Source organism: Fimbriimonadales bacterium (genome assembly GCA_035559795.1).
GTDB lineage: Bacteria > Armatimonadota > Fimbriimonadia > Fimbriimonadales > ATM1 > DATMAR01.
In genome coordinates, this window is sequence record DATMAR010000003.1 from 94,248 (window position 1) to 112,123 (window position 17,876).

Annotated in this window: 16 protein-coding genes; 9 read left to right on the plus strand and 7 right to left on the minus strand. The window is 47.1% G+C overall.

All coding sequences use genetic code 11. The features are described from left to right. Nucleotides 1–154: 154 nt before the first annotated feature. Nucleotides 155–1,141 carry a DUF3187 family protein gene (locus tag VNK96_01015; protein HWP30296.1) on the minus strand — a complete coding sequence of 329 codons (987 nt, stop codon included), beginning with the start codon at nucleotides 1,139–1,141 and terminating at the stop codon, nucleotides 155–157. A 19-nt stretch (nucleotides 1,142–1,160) separates the two neighbouring features. Here VNK96_01015 and VNK96_01020 point away from each other — a divergent pair, with 19 nt between their 5' ends. Together VNK96_01020 and VNK96_01025 are read left to right on the plus strand one after the other, a co-directional pair. Further along, complete coding sequence (locus VNK96_01020) at nucleotides 1,161–3,236, plus strand: S9 family peptidase (protein ID HWP30297.1); 2,076 nt, start codon at nucleotides 1,161–1,163, stop codon at nucleotides 3,234–3,236. A 12-nt stretch (nucleotides 3,237–3,248) separates the two neighbouring features. Further along, the gene (locus VNK96_01025; GenBank protein ID HWP30298.1) at nucleotides 3,249–3,563 is read left to right on the plus strand and encodes a hypothetical protein; all 315 of its coding nucleotides are present in this window, start codon (nucleotides 3,249–3,251) and stop codon (nucleotides 3,561–3,563) included. 175 nt (nucleotides 3,564–3,738) lie between these two features. Here the strand turns inward: VNK96_01025 and VNK96_01030 are convergent, their stop codons facing one another. Further along, nucleotides 3,739–4,794 carry a SurA N-terminal domain-containing protein gene (locus VNK96_01030; GenBank protein ID HWP30299.1) on the minus strand — a complete coding sequence of 352 codons (1,056 nt, stop codon included), beginning with the start codon at nucleotides 4,792–4,794 and terminating at the stop codon, nucleotides 3,739–3,741. Nucleotides 4,795–4,812: 18 nt separating this feature from the next. Here VNK96_01030 and VNK96_01035 point away from each other — a divergent pair, with 18 nt between their 5' ends. Then, nucleotides 4,813–5,199, plus strand: coding sequence for a hypothetical protein (locus VNK96_01035; protein ID HWP30300.1), 387 nt, complete (start codon nucleotides 4,813–4,815; stop codon nucleotides 5,197–5,199). Here the strand turns inward: VNK96_01035 and VNK96_01040 are convergent. Both VNK96_01040 and VNK96_01045 read right to left on the minus strand, forming a co-directional pair. Then, nucleotides 5,184–5,969, minus strand: coding sequence for a FliA/WhiG family RNA polymerase sigma factor (locus tag VNK96_01040; protein ID HWP30301.1), 786 nt, complete (start codon nucleotides 5,967–5,969; stop codon nucleotides 5,184–5,186). The genes VNK96_01035 and VNK96_01040 overlap by 16 nt on opposite strands. 465 nt (nucleotides 5,970–6,434) lie before the next feature. Further along, nucleotides 6,435–7,064: a hypothetical protein gene (locus VNK96_01045; GenBank protein HWP30302.1), complete on the minus strand. Its 630-nt coding sequence runs from the start codon at nucleotides 7,062–7,064 to the stop codon at nucleotides 6,435–6,437. A 61-nt stretch (nucleotides 7,065–7,125) separates the two neighbouring features. Between VNK96_01045 and VNK96_01050 the strand changes: the two genes are divergently transcribed. The 5 genes from VNK96_01050 to VNK96_01070 all read left to right on the plus strand — a co-directional run bounded on the left by VNK96_01050 (nucleotide 7,126) and on the right by VNK96_01070 (nucleotide 10,628). Continuing rightward, nucleotides 7,126–7,602 (plus strand): DinB family protein, encoded by a 477-nt coding sequence (locus tag VNK96_01050; GenBank protein HWP30303.1) that lies wholly within the window; start codon nucleotides 7,126–7,128, stop codon nucleotides 7,600–7,602. A 79-nt stretch (nucleotides 7,603–7,681) separates the two neighbouring features. Further along, on the plus strand, nucleotides 7,682–8,176 hold the full coding sequence (locus tag VNK96_01055) for an NADH-quinone oxidoreductase subunit A (protein HWP30304.1): 495 nt from the start codon (nucleotides 7,682–7,684) through the stop codon (nucleotides 8,174–8,176). A 1-nt stretch (nucleotide 8,177) separates the two neighbouring features. Continuing rightward, entirely contained in the window at nucleotides 8,178–8,780 is a 603-nt protein-coding gene (locus tag VNK96_01060) for an NADH-quinone oxidoreductase subunit C (protein HWP30305.1), read from the plus strand. Between the two features lie 2 nt (nucleotides 8,781–8,782). Continuing rightward, entirely contained in the window at nucleotides 8,783–10,000 is a 1,218-nt protein-coding gene (gene nuoD, locus VNK96_01065) for an NADH dehydrogenase (quinone) subunit D (GenBank protein ID HWP30306.1), read from the plus strand. 7 nt (nucleotides 10,001–10,007) lie between these two features. Further along, entirely contained in the window at nucleotides 10,008–10,628 is a 621-nt protein-coding gene (locus VNK96_01070; protein ID HWP30307.1) for an NAD(P)H-dependent oxidoreductase subunit E, read from the plus strand. A gap of 191 nt (nucleotides 10,629–10,819) precedes the next feature. Here VNK96_01070 and VNK96_01075 read toward each other — a convergent pair whose 3' ends face one another. The 3 genes from VNK96_01075 to hslU all read right to left on the minus strand — a co-directional run bounded on the left by VNK96_01075 (nucleotide 10,820) and on the right by hslU (nucleotide 16,499). Continuing rightward, nucleotides 10,820–13,099 (minus strand): DNA gyrase subunit B, encoded by a 2,280-nt coding sequence (locus VNK96_01075; protein HWP30308.1) that lies wholly within the window; start codon nucleotides 13,097–13,099, stop codon nucleotides 10,820–10,822. Nucleotides 13,100–13,230: 131 nt separating this feature from the next. Next, nucleotides 13,231–14,766: a hydantoinase B/oxoprolinase family protein gene (locus VNK96_01080; GenBank protein HWP30309.1), complete on the minus strand. Its 1,536-nt coding sequence runs from the start codon at nucleotides 14,764–14,766 to the stop codon at nucleotides 13,231–13,233. Nucleotides 14,767–15,050: 284 nt separating this feature from the next. After that, nucleotides 15,051–16,499: an ATP-dependent protease ATPase subunit HslU gene (gene hslU, locus VNK96_01085; protein ID HWP30310.1), complete on the minus strand. Its 1,449-nt coding sequence runs from the start codon at nucleotides 16,497–16,499 to the stop codon at nucleotides 15,051–15,053. Nucleotides 16,500–16,539: 40 nt separating this feature from the next. On the opposite strand from hslU, the gene nuoF reads away from it, so the two are divergent. Further along, a complete protein-coding gene (gene nuoF / locus VNK96_01090) occupies nucleotides 16,540–17,865 on the plus strand; it encodes an NADH-quinone oxidoreductase subunit NuoF (GenBank protein HWP30311.1) in 1,326 nt (441 codons plus the stop codon). The last annotated feature ends 11 nt before the right edge of the window (nucleotides 17,866–17,876 follow it).

Consider the following 17,876-nt stretch of genomic DNA (forward strand, 5'->3'; position numbering starts at 1 on the left):
CAAAGGGAATTGAATGTGAGCAAAGCAAAATGAGGTAGGAGTTTAATAAACGATTTGCGTTCCCAAACAGAGTTTGGGAACGAGGATACCGTAATAAAAGAATGTAACGAGATAAGCACGCTTTTTATTCGCACTTTACGAAAAAAGAATAGGATTAATTCTTTATTCCTCCATAGCGCAAACCGAAAGTTACATCCGGACCTATTCCGAGGATCCTCGGCAAAGTGCTATATAAAAAATCGCCATTCTCGCTCATAAATATCTCCATCCAAGTGCCATTTGAATAGTATCTTCGATAACCGAACGTCAACAACCGATGGGGTTCGTCTATTCCTTCGATTCCAGTCCTCGTAGGTGAACTTTCACGAGACCATTGCAAAACCCATTCTGTTGTCGGACCTGCTTTGTACACCAAGGCGACGAGTTCTTGACGAGCGAATGGCTCTGCCTCGTAAACTTCCCCCCCTCTGCCTTGATGAATCAAAGCGAACTGCCCCAACAAAGTCATCCGGGGAAACAATTCGAACTTCGCATCTATCGCTAAACCGAAATCGAAATTCCCACTTCCCAACAGTTCCGTAGGATTTCCTGTCGGTATCTCTAACGCGGAACGGAGGACCAGAGAATCCGATACATCGTAACGATATCCCACTGCGATGTCTCCGACTCCTTCACCACTCCTTACGTCGTACTCTCCCTCTAAAAAAACCCTCGTTTCTCCATCGGAAAATCCAATTCTCGGGTCGCCATCCCAACCGATTATCGCATCATGCCACCATCGAATCACGGAATCCATAAACCCACTCCCACGAAAAACGAGTGGGATCTCGACGAAGATTTCACTTCGTTTGCCAATCGCTTTTCGATACTCCGTGACGAAGCGGCTGATTTCGTAGTTCTCGATGAGTTTCGTTTTATCGTTCTCCATAACGATTCGAAAATCGTTTGCGTTCGTGTAGGAAAAACTCCACTCTTCTTCCCCTGCCTTCAGAGAATTTTTTGCGGGAAGAAAACGATAAAAGAGCAACGACAGCGCGCGGTGATTGCGAGTTCCAATCGGTGATTGCCCGAAACCACTTACCAACATCGAAAACAAAGCAAGAAAACACAAAAAGCGAATCGTCTTACAAAAATAAAGCATTTCGTGGTAAAACTCTGTTATGCGACGTGAGCAAAAGACAAAAAGCCGATCTGAGGTTCGAAAGAAGCGTCTTATTACCGCTGAAGATTTGCTGAAATTCCAACTCGTGAGCGACCCCCAGATTTCTCCCGATGGACGTTGGATACTCTTCACCAAGAAACATATCGGCGAAAAAAACGATTCCATCACCAATTTATGGGTAGTCGGTTTCGATGGTGAGGGCCTAAGGCAATTCACGAGCGGAGGAAAGGACGGTTCGGGTCGCTGGTCACCGGACGGGAAAAAAATCGCCTTCATCAGCGGCAGAGAACAGCCCAAAAGTCAAATTCACGTTATGCCAGCAAACGGAGGAGAGGCGATTGCTCTAACGAAATTCCCGGAAGGAAAAATCGGCGGTTTCAAATGGTCTCCGGACGGCAAAAAACTCGCTGTGAGTTTTCGAGAACAGGACCCGGAATGGACGACGGAAGCAAAGAAAGAACGAGAAAATAAAGGTCTTTCGATACCCCCCCGTGTCATTGACACCATTTGGTATCGTTTGGACGGAGATGGATATTTCAACAGCCAGAGATACGCGCTTTATCTCGTAGATGCGGAAACGGGCAAACACGAAAAAGTTTTCGATAAAGATTTCTTCGGATTCTTCGATTTCGATTGGTCTCCGGATTCTAAATGGATCGCGATTAGCGCGAACACGGATAAAAAGGCATTTCTGCATCCTTGGAACGACAGGATTTATCTTCTCGATGTCGCTACGAAAAAACTGCGCGAAATCCCCAATCAAAAAGACGGGAATAAAGGCTCGGTTAAATTTTCACCGGATGGAAAATCCGTCGCTTTCGTAGGTCGAGAAGGACGTAAAGAAGTTTGGGAGGCGAGGAACGTTCATCTTTTCGTTATGGCTATCGCAAGCGGAAAAACTAAAAACTTGACGTCCCATACGGATTATTGCATGCAGGCAATAACTCTAAGCGATGCACGCGAAGCCGCATTCGATGCGAACTTCTCATGGTCACCCGATGGAAAAATCATTTATGCGCAAATCGGTTGGCATGGAGAATCCCATATCGCAGGAATACCCATTTCAGGAAAGGAAATTTATTTCATCACGAAAGGCGAGGCGGAACATATGCTCGGAAATATCAATAAGGATGGGGAGCGTTTCGCCTTACTACGCTCTAATTTCCTGGAACTCCCCGAAGTGCACGCAGGAAGACTAACATCCAAAGAACTCTCGCTAAAAAAAGTCACTCATTTCAACAAAGAACTTTTCGAAGAATTAGAACTTTCCAAACCGAAATCCTACTGGGTCCTTTCGACAGACGATACCAAAGTACAAGTATGGGTGATGCGCCCCCCCAAAGCGAAACCGAACGAAAAAACGCCCGCCGTCCTCGAAATCCATGGTGGACCTCATGCGCAATACGGAACCGTTTTCTTCCACGAGTTTCAATTGTTGGCTGCAAACGGCTACACGGTCTTTTTCAGCAACCCACGCGGAAGCAAAGGATATGGAGAAAAGCATTGCAACGCGATAAAAGGCGAATGGGGAGTAAAAGATTGGGAAGACATCCAAGCTGTCATCCAATTCATGACGAAACAACCCTATGTCAATACGAAAAAAATGGGAGTCATGGGAGGGAGTTATGGAGGCTACATGACGAATTGGGTCATTGGGCATACGAATCAATTTGCAGCTGCTATCACCGACCGATGCGTTTCGAATATGATCAGCATGGCTGGCTCGAGCGATTTCCCCGACGTCCCCGACACTTACTTCAAAGGAGCGCCATGGGATAGACCAGAATCGCTTTGGAATCAAAGCCCTATTGCTTATTTCAAAAATGTAAAAACTCCGACGCTTATTATTCACAGCGAAGGAGACCTGCGGTGCAATATCGAACAAGCGGAACAGGTTTTCAGCGCATTGCAAGTTTTGGGTGTTCCCTCTCGATTCGTGCGCTATCCTTCGACCACGAGTCATGGCATGAGTAGGAGCGGTCCGCCCGACCTTCGCATGCATCGGTTGAAACAAATCCTCGAATGGTGGGGAAAATATTTGAAAGGTCAGCAGAGCAAGAGCGGTCAAGGGTAAAAATAACTGCTTATGCGCTTCCGAAGAATCTATTGGGTAACGGAGCAACTCGACAAAGAAGGCCGGAGCGAAGTGACCGGAGTTTACACGTCAATTCCGGATTTAGTGGAAACTGGAATCAAGATGAAGGATTTTTGTAAAAAAAGAGACGGCTTTCGCATCACATTATGGGCATTAGACACTGATAACCCGCCTTTGTTGGAAATATGCTCACCAGATTTCCACGACGTGGAAGAAAAGTTGAAGCCGTTTATTCAAACAGGCGAAATTACACCTGAAGAAGCAGTCCGACTTGCAGAAACCTTACAGAAATTTCAAATAAAGTAATACAAATTGTTGTTTGTACGAACTTATTTGTGATTACCTAAAGAATTGATTACTCCATAGGCTCGAAACTCACTAAGTTTTTATCGCGCCTTACGGCGCTCCTACAAATCATTTTCATTCGGCTTTTGTCGAAAAAGAACAAAGGTATCGCTGCACCTGAAGCGCTTTTACATTCCTATTTCGCTTTTGTCGAAGGGGTGGTCCCCACTTCGTCCGCTTTCTTTTCAGGAGCAGAACCTAACATCTCGGTAGCAGCATCTTTAAGTTGCTCACGATACGATTCCCATGTTCTTCGCAAATAGGGAGGGAAAACTTTAATTTCTGCTTCGATGATTTTCTGCAAAAGGAGTCTATCGAGTTCGTTTCCGATACCGTCTTGTATCATCAACTGGCGCTTAATCTTCTCTTTCATCGCTGAGGTCAGCGTCATTTTCTGCGCAGGGGTCTTCGATTCCACATAGATCTTCGCGCGTTTTCCTTGATAGTCGAACCAACCGCTGATCTTTCTCTCCGGAGTGCTCTCCGCGGCTTTTCGCAAAGGCGGGCTTAAACGATCTATCGGAACAGGCCGAGGTTCTTGGGAGGTCGCCGGGAAAGAACCGTTCGACAATTTCGCATCGGGGACGATGCTGAATTCGCTCGCTACAGCACCGAAAGTGAGACCTTTCCCCAATGCATCATCTACTTTCTTTTCCATTCCCTTTTCGACTACGATCCATCGGAACTTGACAGTCGCAGGCTGGATGAACTGCTCGGGGTTTTCTTTGACGTACTTATCTACGTCGGCGAGTGTTTTTTCGGGGACACCTCTTGTAACCAACCTCTCCCTGGCAAGTTCTACTAACACTAATCTCCTGATATCGTCCAGAGTGAATCCTTGCTCTTTGAGATTATTGAGCCAATTGGACTGAAGTTGTTCGTTGAATTGGATTTCCTTATCCACATCTGCTTGGGTCGGCATCACCCCCTGGTCTTTTGCGACTTGGAGAAGCGTTTCCTCTTGCATGAGGGAACGGAGAGCCTGGGCACTCAAAGGCTCAGCGACAGGGGCGAGCACCCTTTGACCCCGTATGACTACATATACGTTCGGGAGTGTTTCCAGCCTCTTGAGGTACTGGGCTTCGGTGATCGGGCTGTTGTTGAATTCGGCAACGGGTTTGTCCGAGCCACCACCACAACCTAAAATTGACAAAAAGAACAAAGAAGGCAAAAAAAAGATATAGCGATTCATAGTCGTTCGATTCTCCAAATGCATGAGTTAGAATACCTACTCTCCATCGAGGCAAGCGTTCATTTAAACAGTCCTGACCCCCTGGATTGCTCCCTTCAAAGCCCTGTTATAGAAAAAATCGCGCCTTACGGCGCTCCTACAGGCAGGATGATGCAGTTTTTTTTACGTCGTTATATCGAGGTGATTATCAGAATCCGTGGTAGTTCCGAAATCGGAGTCGAAGGATTGCTCCTCTTCCAAAGAAGGCACTTCTTCAAAAGATTGGTGTTGATTTTGTTTTTTGGGTTTTCGCTTTTCGTGCTGTTTTTCGGGAGCGGAAACCTTTTGACTTATTGCAAGGTATTGCTGGACTCGCTCGATGTCGGGATTCATTTCAGAGGTTCGAGTGTTTACGGGGTTGCGTAGATCCCACCTTGTGTTTGCATATAAGTGCGAATTCGCAACATGGCTTGTGTATGAAGTTGATAAACCCTGCTTTCAGAGACCCCCAGGACTTGGCCAATTTCTTTGAAGGTTAGACCTTCGTAATAGTAGAGTGCAATCACGAGGCGTTCTCTTTCCGGAAGTTTATCGATTCCTTTAGCGAGGATTCTGCGAGCCTCTCTGCCTTCGGCTTCTGCATCCGGTGCGGAATTTTCGTCGATGATTAGTTCAGCGAAGTGGAGATGCTCCTCCGCGTCCGTTCCTGTGAAGATGTCGTCGAGGGAGAGGAGACCTGAGCGCGCTTCTTGTTGATAGAGAATTTGGAGTTCGTCTTGGGTCAATCCCATAAGATCGGCGATTTGTTCATCGGAAGGTGGTTTGCCGTTTTTTGCTTCGTAATCCATTATTGTTCTTTGCAAAGCGCGTATTTTCTCGCGAACGGAGCGAGGCACCCAATCTTCCCCTCGTAACATTTCTAAGACAGCACCTCGTATCAGGGCGATGGCATAGGTTTCGAATTTGACGTCTCGATTGGGGTCGAATTGATCAACTGCCTTTATAAGGCCTATCATTCCTGCACTGATGAGGTCTTCTCGGTCTATGCCGTTGGGGGTGGAGGTGACGACTCTTCCAGTAGTGATTTTTACGAGGTGGGCGAAGTTTTGAATAATTTGGTTTCGTGCTTCTAAATCGCCATTTTCTTTATATGCTTTCCACAATCTTCCTAATTGTTCTCGGGTCAAATTTGTCATATCATCCTCTCATCCCGGTTTAAGCTGCTTTCCGGTCCTTTGTACTTTCTCCCTGAAATTCCGGGGGATCTACCTGATGCTTTTGTGAGATTACCTTGCTAACAAAGAAGGCATACCATACTTGTGTGAGAAGTGAGCCAATGACGAAGGCCATAGATGCGCGCAAGATTGTGCTCCATGGCTCTGCTCGAGCCAATATGGACGCTGTCAGCGCCATCAAAGCGCAAACTAGCCCTATTAGTTTCTCCATCAAAACCAAGTCACCCTTTCGAAGACGAAGGCCCCTCAGGCGGGTTCTCTTTGGGAGTAGCCCATTGACCCTAGTATAGGTTTCGGGATTTCGGGGGGTTTCTTTAGAGTCGAGTCTTAAAGATTTTTATTCCTTAAAATCGCGCCTTACGGCGCTCCTACCTTGCAGTGAACTACCTTGAGCTAAGCATAGACAAGCGCAAGCTTAGTGGACTTTTACTTTTCGCTAGGATCGTGCACGGTGCTTTTGCTTTCGGTTCGCTCTAAAACCATCTTTGCCACAATCGTGCTCGGGACATCACAATATTGAGCGACACGCTCGACGCATCGACCCAAGTTTCTTTCTCCACTCTCGTCGAGTTCTCTTCCATCGAGCGCTTGAGCGACTACGTCTACCAATGCATCCAACAGTCGAGCCTTTTGTTGGGGCAATGATTTATTCGGGACGGCTGCGTATTCACGGCTGAGTTGTTCATATACATCGTCCCAACTGCGCGCAGCCTCCTGCTCGCGCTTCGCCCGTTCTAAATCCTTTTTTCGTATTTTTTCGGCTTCTTGCTGACGCCGTTTGTATGATTCCCAATCATTGATTGTCGCCCCCTCGAGAAGATGAACTTTAATCTTTTTCCCGAGGCGGCGTCCTAACTCTTCCTCCATGATTCGGATCGTTCCCGGTACTTTCAAATAGCCTATCAAGTCCAGGTCTTTGGGTAAGAATCCCAAAACGAAAGTGTCATCTTCGAGTACGATGGGAATGGCGTTGTTAAGGGCAGTCCAAACACTAACACCGGTAACTCTACGTTTGATATCCTCTAAGGAGGCGTTCCAAGCATCGTAAATGTCCATAAAAACTCGCTACTGATTATGGCAAAGTACGTATTCTAAAATAGCGAGATCTAAAATAGCAATGAACCCTTACCTGTTGATAGGACTCGAAGCCACGCAAAAAAGCATTGCGAGGCTTTTCGAGGAGTTTCGTCAAGGCGCTTACGACATTCGTCCCGATCCAAAACGGTTCAGTATGCGAGAAGTGATTGCTCATTTGGCAGACTGGGAACCGATTTTTCGGGAACGAATGAAGACCGCTTTAGATTCCCCTGGAAGTGCTATCGAGGCTTATGACGAAGGTGAAAGGGCTATTCAAGGGGACTATGCCTCGAAGAATCCTCTCGAACAAATAAAAGCATGGGAAGAGGAGCGAAAGAAAACGATTGATTTCCTCAAAAGCATCTCTAAGGAGGATTGGGAAAAAACGGTCGAACATCCCGAGCGAGGAACACTGACCATCGAAGACATCGCACACACGCTCGTTTGTCACGACCTTTACCATCTCGACCAACTCCAAGAGATGCTCGAGGCTTCTAAAGTCGTAGATACTTGGTGAGAGTTATTTTGCAGGCATCCATCAGCTCATCGGATTTCGTGATAAAATTCACAAGCCTCATTTGCCTTATTGAAAGAAAATGAACCCATACGTCGGCATCGTCATTCTTCTCATCGTAGGGGGTCTTCTCTGCGCAATGATGGTGCTCCTGTCGACTCTTTTAGGTCCTAAAAAATCATTGCCATACAAAGAAGCGCCTTACGAATGCGGAGTGATGCCAGAGGGAACTGCAAGACAGCGCTTTCCTATCAAGTTTTATCTTACGGCGATGTTATTTATTCTTTTCGACATCGAAGTGGTGTTTCTTTGGTCGTGGATGACAGTTTTTTTGGACTGGGTAAAAAGCGGAGATCCCGCCGCTACATACAGTTTTTGGGCAGTTTTGCTTTATATGTTCCTTTGGTTTTTAGGCGATGCTTATGTACTGCGTTCTGGCGCATTGAAATGGGAGGAAGCCGTAACATTACATCCAGAAAAGTTAGGCGCAATCGCCGAAACGCCTCTCGAAGAAGACGAAATGGTTTATCCGAAAGAACACGAGAAAGTAGAAATCCCTGTGGGGAAGGCGATTTAAAATGCCGGTTCCTATTTTGAACGGCGAACGTTTAGAAGTCGTTCTCATTCGTGAAGCATTTCCCGATGCAATCCTAAAAGTAAAAGAGTTCCGAGGAGATACTTGGATTTGCATAAAAAGAGAACTTCTTCATGATGTGGTTCAATTTTTAAGAGACTCTCCCGAGTTGGAATATAAATTCTTTTCAGAATGCACATGCGTTGACTATTCCGCTTGGAAACACGAACGTGATCTTCCGGAGCGTTTCGAAGTAATTTACAATTTGTTTTCTTTGAAATATCACTCTCGCATTTTTCTAAAAGTCGGTGCTGACGATGGAATACCCGTGCCATCGCTGATTCCTATTTTCCCCGGAGCGGAATTTCCCGAAAGAGAAATCTGGGACCTTTATGGTGTCGTATTCGAAGGACATCCCAAACTCGAAAGGTTTTTGTTGCCGGATGATTGGGTCGGTTTTCCTCTTCGCAAGGAATTTCCTTTGGGTGGTGAAGACGTAGATTTCGCACAAGGAGAAAAAGGTCCGGCTGTAGAGGATTTGTCTATGCCTCATGCCGGAGAAAGTTTCGAAGGCAAAACTGGTTCGGAGGATGTAAGCGGAAGATAGTTATGTCGGAACAACCTTACATGCCGACAACAGAAACCCACTTCGAAAAAGTGGGGGGGAGCACACTTATTTTGAACATGGGTCCACAACACCCGAGCACGCATGGCGTGCTTCGTGTGGTGCTGGAACTCGAAGGTGAAACCATCGTCAACCTCGAATGCCAAATCGGATATTTGCACACAGGAATGGAGAAAGAGGGAGAGTATCAATCTTATTTGAAATGCGTTACGATGACGGATCGCATGGATTACCTTGCGGCGAACAGCAACAATCTCGCTTTCACTTTAGCAGTAGAAAAGCTTTTAGATATCGAAGTCCCCCCCCGTGGACAAGCGTTGCGCGTCATTCTTTGTGAACTCAGCCGCATAGCGAGCCACCTCGTTTGGTTGGGGACACATGCACTCGATTTAGGAGCGATGACTCCTTTCTTCTGGTGTTTTCGAGAGCGAGAAAAGATTCTCGATATGTTCGAAATGTTTTCGGGAGTGAGGATGATGCCGTCTTGGATAGTACCGGGGGGGCTAAGAGGGGATATGCCCGATGGTTTCGAAGAAAAACTGCGACAATTTTTCAAAGAGTTTCCTCCGGCTCTGGATGAAATCGAAGGATTATTAGTAGAAAATCCGATTTGGATAGAAAGAACGCAGGGAATCGGGGTGTTGTCGGCTGATCAATGCCTGGCTTTAGGACTTTCGGGACCGATATTGCGAGGAAGCGGTATTCCATGGGATATTCGAAAGTCGAATCCTTATTCCGGATACGAAAAATACGATTTCGAGATACCCGTAGGGAAAAACGGCGACGCGTATGATCGTTTCTTAGTGCGTTTAGCAGAAATGCGTCAATCACAGAGAATTTTGGAGCAAGCCATAGATGGTTTGCCATCAGGAGACTATAATAGCAAGGACCGTAAAGTCGTTCCGCCCCCCCGACCGGAATTGGACACTTCGATGGAGTCACTCATCCACCATTTCAAGTTATGGACGGAAGGATTTCATCCGCCGGTGGGGGAGGCTTACGCGGCAGTGGAGGGACCGAAAGGCGAACTGGGATTTTATGTCGTGAGCGACGGGAGCAATCGCCCTTATCGTTTTCACGTAAGACCGAGTTGTTTTATGAACTTGCAAGCGCTGAAACCGATGTGCATCGGAGGGCTGATTGCGGATGTCGTCACGGCCATCGGAAGCATAGACATCGTATTAGGGGAAATCGACAGGTAAAAGAATTATGCGAACTGTACACTCCTTATCGAAATCGGAAAGAGCGAAACCGCCGAAGCCTGAAGAACTGACGCTTCATTTTTCGGAAAAAGCGATAAAGGAATTAGAAACAATCATCACGCATTATCCCGAGAAAAAGGCTGCGATATTGCCGGCACTTTGGATTGCGCAGAGAGAATATGGCGGATTTCTCCCCCCCGAAGCGATAGCAGAGGTCGCATTCCGACTCAATCGAAGTTACGCAGAAATCGAAGGGGTAGCGACTTTCTATACGATGTATCACGTCGGTCATAAACTGGGAAAACATCTGATAGAAGTATGCACATGTTTAACTTGTGCCGTATGCGGAGCCTATCGAATTGCAGATTATCTCAAAGAGAAATTAGGAATAGATTGGGGGGATACCACACCCGATGGCTTATTCACGTTAGAAGAAGTAGAGTGTTTGGACGCATGCGATAGAGCACCAGTGCTTCAAGTAGGAACGGAATATTACGGACCTGTAGATAAAGACGCAATCGATAAACTCATCGAAGATTTGAAAGCGAAAGAGGAGTCTACAGTAATCGAGCTCGCGGATACTTTGGTCTCTTTACATTTTAGGAAGAACGAGGTATCGGGTTCATAGATTAATTCTTGCCAAAAGAATTAATCTCTTGCATAAAACTCTCGATAACGATATCGCGCCTCACGGCGCTCCTACAAGATTGCGATATAACAAGATTGTGATTGAAAAGGAAATCTTTTATAATGTAGTCTAAGAATCGCGCCTTACGGCGCTCCTACATTTATCCTTTACGAACGTTTTTACAAAGAAGATTAATAATGCCAGTCTACGTCGGTTGCTTCTTTCGCGTGGCGCTCGATGAAGGCGCGGCGCTGATCGACCTTATCTCCCATCAAATGCGAAAAGATAGTTTCGGATTCGGTTAAATCGTCCGGGTCGAGAGTGATTCTCAAAAGCACTCTCGTGTTTTTGTTCATCGCGGTTTCTTCGAGTTCTTCCGGTTGCATTTCGCCGAGACCTTTGAAGCGGGTGATTTTCACGTCTTTTTTCTTTATTTTTTTCAGAATCTCGTCTCTTTCCGCTTCGTCACTCGCATAATAACGCTCGTCTTTTCCCGCCTTGATGGAAAAAAGCGGCAATTTCACGAAATATACGCGACCTGCTTGAAGCAGCGGACGCATGTAACGGAAGAAGAACGTCAACAAAAGTGTTCGAATGTGCTCGCCATCTACATCCGCATCGGAGAGGATGACGATCTTGCCATAACGAAGTTTAGTAATATCGAAAGAAGAAACACCATTTTCCTCGCCTTCTTCACCATTACGGCTCACTATGTAATCTATTCCCGTGCCAATCGAAGAAATCAGCGCTTTGACTTCTTCGTTGTCGAGCGCTTTATCGGGTCGCGCACGTTCGACATTGAGAATCTTTCCTCGAATGGGAAGAACGGCTTGAAAACGTCTATCGCGCGCATTCTTCGCTGACCCCCCCGCAGAATCTCCTTCTACGATGAACAACTCCGTGTTTTCGGGGTTTTTATCCGTACAATCGGCGAGTTTTGCGGCGAGTCCATAACTCTCGAGGGCACTGCTACGTCGCACCGCTTCTGCAGCTTTACGAGCCGCCTCTCGAACGCGCTGCTCTTGAATTGCTTTCTCGATGATTTTTCTCGCTACGGAAGGATTTTCATCGAAAAACTCCGAAAGTCCTTCATTCACAATCGAGTTCACGATTCCTTCCACTTCGCTGTTTCCTAATTTCGTTTTCGTTTGACCTTCGAATTGAGGTCGCAGAAGTTTCACTGCGACGACCATCGTCAATCCACCGCGCACATCTTCGCCCAAAAAGTTGGGGTCTTTTTCTTTAAGGAGTCCCATTTTTCGCGCATACTGATTGATAACACGAGTCAAAGCAGTTTTCGCGCCTGTAGCGTGCGTTCCCCCTTCGACTGTATTTATGTTATTAGCGAAGGTCAAGATAGTGTCACGATAACCTGTGTTGTACTGAAGGGCGACTTCACACTCGAGGTCTTCACGCACTCGCTTGAAATAAATCACTTTATGCAAGACTTCGCTCGCCGCATTCAAATCTTCGACTAACGCTTGGATTCCTTTTTTGTAATGGAAAACTTCGTTATCTTCTGGATTCTGTTCGTTGATGAACTCAATGGTTACATTCGGATTCAAATAGGCGAGTTCTCGAATTCTGCTTTTGAAAATACGCGGATCGTATTTAATTTCGCCGAAGATCTCCGGGTCTGGATACCAATGCGTGGTCGTGCCGGTGCGTTTCGAAGTCCCGATGACTTTCACAGGCTCTTCGGGGACTCCTCGACGATATTTCTGATAATAAATCTTTCCGTTCCGTTCTACAGTAACTTCGCACCATTCGGAAAGCGCATTTACGCAGGAGACACCGACACCGTGCAAGCCTCCTGAAACGTGGTAGCCACCCCCCCCGAATTTCGCACCTGCATGCAAGGTGCACATTACGATTTGCAGTGCAGAGACCCCGTATTTTTCATGTATCTCCGTCGGGATACCTCTCCCATTATCCTTGACGGTCAACGAATTGTCCTTATGGAGGATGCAAACGATGCGGTCGCAATGCCCCGCGAGTGCCTCGTCTATCGAGTTGTCTAAAACTTCGTTGAAAAGATGGTGGAGACCGCGTACGCTCGTGTCACCGATGTACATGGCAGGTCTCTGCCGTACCGCCTCCAAGCCTTCCAAAACTTGGATGTTTTCTGCAGTGTATTCCGATTCCACCCGAACAGCGATCGTATCCGAGGGGGGGAGAGGCTTTTCTTGAAGTCGGGTTGCTCGAGTCGGTTGTGTTTTCGCCTCTCCGGATGCGACGCGTTTATCCTCTAATTTCTTATCCTCTAATTGTAAAGAGGGTTGCGTCGGTTTTTCTATGGATACTTTCGAGGTTGGTTTGGATGCTGAAACTTTTTTTGCAACCTGTTTCGTTTGGCGGTTGCCGAGTACTGGTTTCGATGTCTTTGCTGATGGAGTCTTAGATTTCGGTTTGGGTTTAGGTTTTATTTTCGTCTGCTTGGCCTTTAATTTTGCTTGCTTCGTTTTCGCCATATGTTCTTATTTTCACCCTCCGTGGGTCGATAAATATCCTTGTAAAAATTATACCCTATAAACCTTGTCGAAACCCTTATTAATACCTCATGAAAAGGCACTAAAAAACTTCATGATAAAGCCCGAATTCGCTACGATTTACTTCCGAATCCGCCGCCTCCCGGAGTCTCGATTCGGATGGTATCGCCGGCGTTTAAAATCCATGCACCTTTAGAGGGCAAAGACTCCTCTTTCCCCTGCCTGATTAGGACGTTTCTGCCTGGCTTTCCCCCTTCACCCCCCGCGAAACCAGGGGGAGAGACGACCCTTCTATCCGTCATCAGGCTGAGAATGACTCCCTCCTCCAAAACCCGGATTTCTCGAACGACGCCGTCTCCACCTGGCATTTTCCCCTTACCACCCGAACTACTTCTGATGGCATATCGCATCGCTTGTAGCGGGAATTCGACTTCCAATGCCTCTATCGGCGTGTTTCTCGTATTCGTCATATGCGTGTGAATTGCACTTGCACCTCGGCGGCGAGGACCTCCTCCAGCGCCACCCGCAATCGTTTCGTAATACGTCCATTTTTCTGTTCCGAGTGCGAGATTGTTCATCGTGCCTTGACTGCACGCCGGGATTACGTCGGGCAATGCTTTCGATAAAGCCTGTAAACACACATCCACGATTCGCTGACTCGTCTCCGTATTTCCTGCGACTACCGGAGCGGGATACTGCGCATTGACCAATGTCCTGGGTTCGGTAATCACCGTGATGCCCCCCCAGCATCCTCCGTTCGTCGGGGCATCGGGGACTAAACAACGTACGACGTAATAACAAGCAGATTTCGTTACAGCCTCAGTCGCGTTGATTCCGATATCCTGCTGAGGGCCTGTTCCTGTGAAATCGAAAATAATTTTGTCGCCTTCGGTGATTACACGAAGCGCGATTTTTACGAATTGCCCAGGCTTCGGCACGTCTTCTAAAACATCCTCCGCTTCATAAACTCCATTGGGGATTTGCGCTAAGGTTCGCCGAGTGAGCGAATGAGCGTATTCGAGACATTCTTCTACATATTCATCCAAGCGCTCTCCATAGCGTTTCGCGATTTCCTTGAAACGATGTATTCCGACGTGAATGGACGCTCGTTGCGCTTGCAGATCTCCTAACCGTTCATCGGGATTGCGCGTTCTTTCGAGAACACGTTCGATGATTTCTTCGTTCAATTCCGAGGGAGCAATAAGAAAGCCCTCTTCGTGAACGTTTTGCACAGGGGCGAAACTTCCCGGCGCAGCCCCCCCGATATCGGCATGATGTGCCCGAGACGCGACGAATCCTATCGTTTTCCCATCGAGAAATACTGGGGCAATCACCGAGATATCGGGAAGATGCGTGCCCGCAAAAAACGGGTCGTTGGTAATATACATTTTTCCCTCTTCGAGAGGCGGCCCGTCTATGAGCCATTTTTTCATAAGGGTTTCCATCGCCCCAAGATGGACGGGGATATGCGCGGCTTGTGCAATCATTCGCCCGCTTTTATCGAATAAAGCACAAGAATAATCTCGTCGCTCTTTGATATTCGGCGATGAAGAAGTGCGCTCTAAAGCGACACCCATTTCCTCTGCGATGCTGCTCAAGATTTCCGTGTAAAGCGCAACTCGAATCGGATCGAAAGAACGATTTTGCATTTATCTTTTATTGTGATAACAGGATTGTACTCATGTAATTTAATAACAGGATTGTACTCGCGTTCTCGCTCTTCGGTTCGTTCCCTTCTCACATTCCGTAGGAGCGGCGTAAGCCGCGACCAATCATATCAAAATGTAGGAGCGGGGTAAGCCGCGAAAATTTTTTGAAATTGGGGAATCGCGCCTTACAGCGCCCCCACAGAGCTACTAGAAAAAAATCAAGCCTTACGGCGCCCCCTACAGAGCTACTAGAAAAAACTCGCGCCTTACGGCGCTCCTACAGACTATAAAATATATTTCGATAAATCCGTATCCTTCACCAAATCGGAAAGTTTCCGATGTACCCACTCGGCATCGATAACTATTCGTTTTGTCTCTGTATCCGGGGCTTCGAAGAGAATATCTTCCAACAATTTTTCCATTACCGTATGCAGACGTCGAGCGCCGATGTTTTCCGTTCGTAGATTTACTTCATGCGCCATGTGCGCGATTTCGTCAATCGCATCTTCTTGAAACTCGATGAATACACCATCGGCAGCGAGAAGTTGAGCATATTGCTTCGTGAGAGCATTTTTCGGCTCGGTAAGAATTCTGCGCAAATCCTGTTCTCCCAAATCGGTCAACTCCACTCGTATGGGAAGACGACCCTGTAATTCAGGAATTAAATCGCTCGGCTTGCTCACGTTGAACGCTCCTGCGCAAATGAACAAAATATGGTCGGTTCTTACAGGTCCGTATTTCGTAACCACAGTAGAGCCTTCGATGATGGGAAGCAAATCTCTTTGTACACCTTCTCGAGACACATCCGGTCCTACTGTGCTTTCTCTTCCTGCGATTTTGTCAATCTCGTCTAAGAAAACAATTCCAGTTTGTTCTGCGCGTTGAATTGCATCGCGAGTCAACGCAGAGCGGTCAATCATTTTTCGCGCTTCTTCTTCTGTTAGAATTACTTTTGCCTCAGCAACAGGAACTCTTCGAAAGGTAGTTTGTCTTCCGAATGCGTTCGCTAATTGTGCTGATAAATCGAAACCCATTTCCTCCATGCCTTGAGGCGTGAACACTTGCATAAAAGGCGTATGGGCTTCTTCGACTTCGATTTCCACGAGTTCATCGTCCCGAGCGCCGGATTCGATTTGCTCACGAACTTTTCGCTTTTGCCTTTCGTATGCCGCATGAGTGCGTTCCTCGTAGTGCGGTTCTTCTTCTGCAGGAGGGGGGGGAGGCTGAGAAATAGTTGCACCTATCACGCGTTCGAACGCTTGGCGAAAACTATCTTCCGTACGAGTCGTCGTTTCGAATTCTCGAGGAGGTTTTACTAATAGGTCCACGATTCTGTCTATCGCGCGTTTTTCCGCAACTGGACGCACTTCCTCGATTTTTTCGTTTTCGACCAATCGCATCGAAACGTTCACCAAATCGCGAATGATGCTGTCCACATCTCTTCCGACATAGCCGACCTCTGTGAATTTCGTCGCTTCTACTTTGATGAAAGGCGCACGAGCGAGTTGCGCTAAGCGTCTTGCAATTTCTGTCTTCCCCACTCCCGTCGGTCCAATCATGAGAATATTTTTCGGAATGATGTCTTCACGCTGTTCTTTCGGAAGTTTTTGTCTGCGATAACGATTCCTTAATGCGATTGCGACTGCGCGTTTTGCTTCTTCCTGACCCACGATATAGTTGTTTAACTGTGCGACGATTTGTCGTGGAGTCAGATTTTCGATTGGTATTTCCATAACTTTTTTATTTTACCTTGCGTGTATAATAACTTCCGTTATGCCGGAAAAAAGACTTCTTTTAGAGCATTCTGGCGACCCTTCCTATCGAAGCATCGAAGGTTATATTGCGAAAGGTGGATATAGAGCCTTGAAAAAGGCGCTCGGTATGGAACGCCAAGCCGTTATAGACGAAGTCAAAAAAAGCGGGCTTCGAGGAAGAGGAGGTGCAGGATTTCCCACTTGGATTAAATGGAACGGACTTCCGAAAGAAAAAACGAAACCGCATTACGTTCTCTGCAATGCGGACGAAGGTGAGCCGGGAACATTCAAAGACAAAGAACTCATGGAAAACACACCGCATCTCGTCATCGAGGGGATGATTCTCGGCGGATATGCGACTCAAGCCGACGCCGGTTACATCTACATTCGCGGAGAGTTCGTTGACGCTGGGAAAGCGATTCGTAAAGCAGTAGACGAAGCCTATGAAAAAGGATTTTTAGGGAAAAACATTTTAGGTTCTGGATGGGATTACGACATTTTCGTTCACATGGGCGCGGGTTCTTACGAGGTCGGCGAAGAGAGTGCGATGATGAGCAGTCTTATGGGCGAAAGAGGGATGCCGAGGCTTAAATTTCCTCATGTTCCTTTGCCGACGATTGCAGGGCTTTGGGATTGCCCCACGCTGATCAACAATGTGGAAACGTTTGCTACCACTCCCTTCATCATCGAAAACGGGGGGGATTGGTATGCGACGATGGGAGCATCCACGAAAAATTCGAGAGGGACGAAGATTTTCAGCGTTTCTGGGCATGTGAACAAACCCGGGAATTACGAAATCGAATTCGGTATGCCCCTTATGGAATTGCTCGAATTGGCGGGGGGGATGAAAGGAGGAAAATTGAAGGCATGCATTCCTGGCGGCTCTTCCGTGCCGATGATCAATGCCGAGACTTGTGAAAAGGCAATCATCGGATACGAGGAATTGAACGAGGTGGGGACGATGGTCGGTTCAGGGGGTTGTATTTTTCTCAACGAACATACGTGTATCGTTACATTCATTTGGAGAACGTGTTTGTTTTACGCTCGGGAATCTTGCGGTAAATGTACGCCATGCCGGGAAGGGACGAGCTGGCTGGTGCAAGTTTTCGAGCGAATTCGAGAAGGGGGGGGACGTAAAGAGGACATCCAGTTATTGGAAGACATTTGTCGGCAAATTGACGGGCGCTCTCTTTGTGCCTTAGGAGATGCCGCCGCATGGCCTGTGCAAGGCGCTTTGAAAGCCTTTCGGGAAGAGTTCGAATATTACATCGAGCACGGAAGAAGTATCGTGGATACTCCGGAGAGCCGTTTCATGCTGCCGGAAGCACTGATTAAGTTAAGATGAAAAAGTACGCT

Excerpts from the sequence above, each read along its gene's own strand:
- VNK96_01040 (HWP30301.1), bottom strand. The coding sequence starts at position 5,969 with ATGACAAATTTGACCCGAGAACAATTAGGAAGATTGTGGAAAGCATAT.
- VNK96_01075 (HWP30308.1), bottom strand. The coding sequence starts at position 13,099 with ATGGCGAAAACGAAGCAAGCAAAATTAAAGGCCAAGCAGACGAAAATA.
- hslU (HWP30310.1), bottom strand. The coding sequence starts at position 16,499 with ATGGAAATACCAATCGAAAATCTGACTCCACGACAAATCGTCGCACAG.
- nuoD (HWP30306.1), top strand. The coding sequence starts at position 8,783 with ATGTCGGAACAACCTTACATGCCGACAACAGAAACCCACTTCGAAAAA.
- VNK96_01035 (HWP30300.1), top strand. The coding sequence starts at position 4,813 with ATGCATGAGTTAGAATACCTACTCTCCATCGAGGCAAGCGTTCATTTA.
- VNK96_01055 (HWP30304.1), top strand. The coding sequence starts at position 7,682 with ATGAACCCATACGTCGGCATCGTCATTCTTCTCATCGTAGGGGGTCTT.
- VNK96_01070 (HWP30307.1), top strand. The coding sequence starts at position 10,008 with ATGCGAACTGTACACTCCTTATCGAAATCGGAAAGAGCGAAACCGCCG.
- VNK96_01050 (HWP30303.1), top strand. The coding sequence starts at position 7,126 with ATGAACCCTTACCTGTTGATAGGACTCGAAGCCACGCAAAAAAGCATT.
- VNK96_01015 (HWP30296.1), bottom strand. The coding sequence starts at position 1,141 with ATGCTTTATTTTTGTAAGACGATTCGCTTTTTGTGTTTTCTTGCTTTG.
- VNK96_01030 (HWP30299.1), bottom strand. The coding sequence starts at position 4,794 with ATGAATCGCTATATCTTTTTTTTGCCTTCTTTGTTCTTTTTGTCAATT.
- nuoF (HWP30311.1), top strand. The coding sequence starts at position 16,540 with ATGCCGGAAAAAAGACTTCTTTTAGAGCATTCTGGCGACCCTTCCTAT.
- VNK96_01060 (HWP30305.1), top strand. The coding sequence starts at position 8,178 with ATGCCGGTTCCTATTTTGAACGGCGAACGTTTAGAAGTCGTTCTCATT.
- VNK96_01045 (HWP30302.1), bottom strand. The coding sequence starts at position 7,064 with ATGGACATTTACGATGCTTGGAACGCCTCCTTAGAGGATATCAAACGT.
- VNK96_01020 (HWP30297.1), top strand. The coding sequence starts at position 1,161 with ATGCGACGTGAGCAAAAGACAAAAAGCCGATCTGAGGTTCGAAAGAAG.
- VNK96_01025 (HWP30298.1), top strand. The coding sequence starts at position 3,249 with ATGCGCTTCCGAAGAATCTATTGGGTAACGGAGCAACTCGACAAAGAA.
- VNK96_01080 (HWP30309.1), bottom strand. The coding sequence starts at position 14,766 with ATGCAAAATCGTTCTTTCGATCCGATTCGAGTTGCGCTTTACACGGAA.